Origin of the sequence: Sphingopyxis sp., assembly GCF_035565275.1 — a bacterium.
In the GTDB taxonomy this organism is placed as follows: domain Bacteria; phylum Pseudomonadota; class Alphaproteobacteria; order Sphingomonadales; family Sphingomonadaceae; genus Sphingopyxis.
The window spans coordinates 1-3,083 of record NZ_DATMST010000053.1; the positions used below are offsets into that span (position 1 = coordinate 1).

Here is a 3,083-nt window from a genome sequence, read left to right on the forward strand (position 1 = left end):
CCGCGCGTGGCCGTCTGTTGCGGCTGCGTCCGCGGTTGCGGCACGATCGCGGCGCTGCTGACGCAGCCTGCAAGCACCGCGGCGCCCATCGACACAGCGAGGAGCGGCCGGACGGAAAACTCAAACTTCATTCAAACCCCGCACCTGCGACTTATATATATTTCCCGACCCCGTCGGTCGTTACGTTCGTCACGCAGGCGCGCGGGGCGAACCAGCGATTTGCGACGAATGAGTCTTCAACCGCGACCAGTGGCGGAACCATGCGGGTTTCCGGGCCGCACTCAGGGCGCAGGCGTTGCGCGCACCCTGTCGGGGAACAGCCGTTTCAGCGCCGCCAGCTTGGGCGCATCCCAACGGACGATATAACCGTTCGACGGGTTGCGGCGCATGAAATCCTGATGATTAGCTTCGGCAGGATAGAAGCGCTTGTAGCTTTCAATCGGCGCGACGATCGGCTTTGCAAAATATCTGCCACGGCCGATCTGCGCCAGATAGGCGATAGCGACCTGGCGTTGGGTCGCATCGAGCGGCACGATCGCGGCGCGATACTGCGTACCGGCGTCGGGACCCTGCCGGTTCTTCAGCGTCGGGTCGGCCACCACCGAAAAAAGGATGCGCAGCAAGGTGCCGTAGCTGACCTGACGGGGATCATAGACAATGCGCACGGCTTCGGCGTGGCCCGATTTGCCGTCATGGGTTCGTTCGTATCGCGCGGTCGCGGCGCTGCCGCCGTGATAGCCCGATTCGACCGAAATCACGCCCTTCACATTCGAAAAGACGCCCTCCACACCCCAGAAGCATCCGCCGGCGAGTATCGCGGTTGCGCGCGTTGCCTTGATGGCCGGGTCGGTAGCAGCCGCAGGTAGCTTGATGACGCTTTCGGCCTGCGCAGGAGCGCATTGCGCGACGATCGCACCCGCAACCAGCGCCGCAACGGCACGGGAAAAAAAGGTGCGCCGTAACAGCGTCACGCAGGGATCGGGAGTGCCGGTGCGTTGAGGACGATGTAGGTCGCGCCAATCGCGAAGCCGGCGAGCATGGTCAGAAACCAGTCGGAGCGGAGCATGGAGAGCATAGAGGGCCTCGTGTCATATTATGTTGTTCGCGGCCAAGGCCGCCCTGGTTACACCGACGATATGGAGCGCCCCGACCAACCGTGCAGTGATGGCCGTCACCTTAAACAAGATGACTTACCATTCGGTGAACCGGGCAGTTAACCGCCGTTCAGGTGCAAATAGGCTCTGCCGCTGCCATTACAAGACCGATCGGTACAAAATTATCGCGCAAGGACGGAACCGCAATTTAGCCGAGCGCGGCGCAGGCCTGCTGGATGCGGACGCACGCTTCCTTCAGCACCGCTTCCGACGTCGCGTAGGAAACGCGGAACGCCGGCGACAGGCCAAAAGCGCCGCCGTGCACCGCCGCAACCTTCGCCGCGTCGAGGAAATAGTCGATCAGCGCTTCGTCGCTGTCGATCAATTTTCCGTCGGGGGTCTTCTTGCCCATGCAGCCCGACGCGTCGGGATAGACGTAGAAGGCGCCGTCGGGGACGGGACAGTTGAGGCCCGGCGCGTCGTTGAGCATCGCGACGACCATGTCGCGGCGCTTTTTGAACGCGGCGTTGCGGTCGTCGAGGAACTGCTGCGGTCCGCCGAGAGCGGCGGCGGCGGCGGCCTGCGCGATCGAGCAGGGGTTCGATGTCGACTGCGACTGGAGCTTGCCCATCGCCTTGATGATCCACGCGGGACCACCCGCGTAACCGATGCGCCAGCCGGTCATCGCATAGGCCTTCGAACAGCCGTTCACCGTCAGGATACGGTCGATCAGATCGGGGCACCGCTCGGCAAAGGTCGTGAAGGCGAAATCGGCGTACCAGACATGCTCGTACATATCGTCGGTCATCACCATCACATGCGGATGGCGGCGGATCACCTCGCCAAGCGCGTCGAGCTCCTCGCCCGAGTAAGCGGCGCCCGACGGGTTCGACGGCGAGTTGAACATCACCCAGCGCGTCTTTGCGGTGATCGCCGCGTCGAGCTGCGCGGGCGTGATCTTGTAATTCTGCGCCGCAGTACCCTCGATGATCACCGGCGTACCGCCCGCGAAGGCAACGATATCGGGATAGCTGACCCAATAGGGCGCGGGGATGATCACTTCATCGCCCGGATCGACGGTCGCGACGAGCGCGTTGAACAGGGTGTGCTTGCCGCCGACATTGACCGAAATCTGGTCGAGCCCGAACTCAAGGCCATTGTCGCGGCGGAACTTGCCGCGGATCGCCTCTTTCAGCGCGACCGTGCCGTCGACGAGCGTATATTTGGTCTGGCCATTCCGGATCGCCTCGATCGCTGCTTCCTTGACGAAATCCGGGGTGTCGAAATCGGGCTCGCCGGCGCTCAGACCGATCACATCGACGCCTTCGGCCTTCAGCTTGGTGACGCGCGCAGTCATCGCGAGCGTTGCCGAAGGCTGGATACGGCCCAGAGCGGCCGAGACGTGAGGCTTGAAAGTCGACATCGGAAAAGCGTCCTTGCGAGAGGGCGAGCGGCGGATGAAATGGCAGAAAATTGCGCGCGGCCGCGCCTATAACGTCCGCCCGCAATTCGCAAGCGCGCTGGTTGATAATTTACCTATGCGGCGGACAGGTCAGCCTATCGCAGCCCGACCGGGCTTGCCGCAGCGTCCGCCAATCGCGCCGGGATCAGTCCGCGCAGCGAATTGCCGATGAAAAAACCGCTTTCGAGATCGGCGAGCCGCAGGTGCGATTCGACCGCGCGTCCCTTCTCGATCAGCTCGGCACGCAATACGCCGGGAAGCAGGCCCAGCGACAGCGGCGGCGTCAGCAGCAGCCCGTCGCGCTCGACGAAGATATTGCTCCAGCTTCCCTCGGTAACGAAGCCCGGCTCGTCGATGAACACGACCTCCGTCGCACCGCTATCCTGCCGCGCCGCGTCATAGGCCGCACGCAGGCTGGTCTTGTGCGTCAGGCGGAAATCGTCCGCCGCCATCGGCGCGACGCATGGCGCGACCGGCACCGGCAGCTCGGCAAGCCGGGGCAGCGGCGACACCTCGACCGCCAGCGC

At 63.8% G+C, this 3,083-nt stretch carries 3 protein-coding genes; all 3 read right to left on the reverse strand.

From position 1 onward, the window contains the following. Window positions 1-281 precede the first annotated feature (281 nt). Window positions 282-971 carry a peptide-methionine (S)-S-oxide reductase MsrA gene (gene msrA, locus VN047_RS03440; protein ID WP_325540044.1) on the reverse strand — a complete coding sequence of 230 codons (690 nt, stop codon included), beginning with the start codon at window positions 969-971 and terminating at the stop codon, window positions 282-284. A gap of 331 nt (window positions 972-1,302) precedes the next feature. Next, on the reverse strand, window positions 1,303-2,517 hold the full coding sequence (locus VN047_RS03445) for a pyridoxal phosphate-dependent aminotransferase (RefSeq protein WP_325540046.1): 1,215 nt from the start codon (window positions 2,515-2,517) through the stop codon (window positions 1,303-1,305). A 134-nt stretch (window positions 2,518-2,651) separates the two neighbouring features. Then, on the reverse strand, window positions 2,652-3,083 hold a 432-nt coding region (locus VN047_RS03450), incomplete at its 5' end, for an aminotransferase class IV (protein ID WP_325540048.1).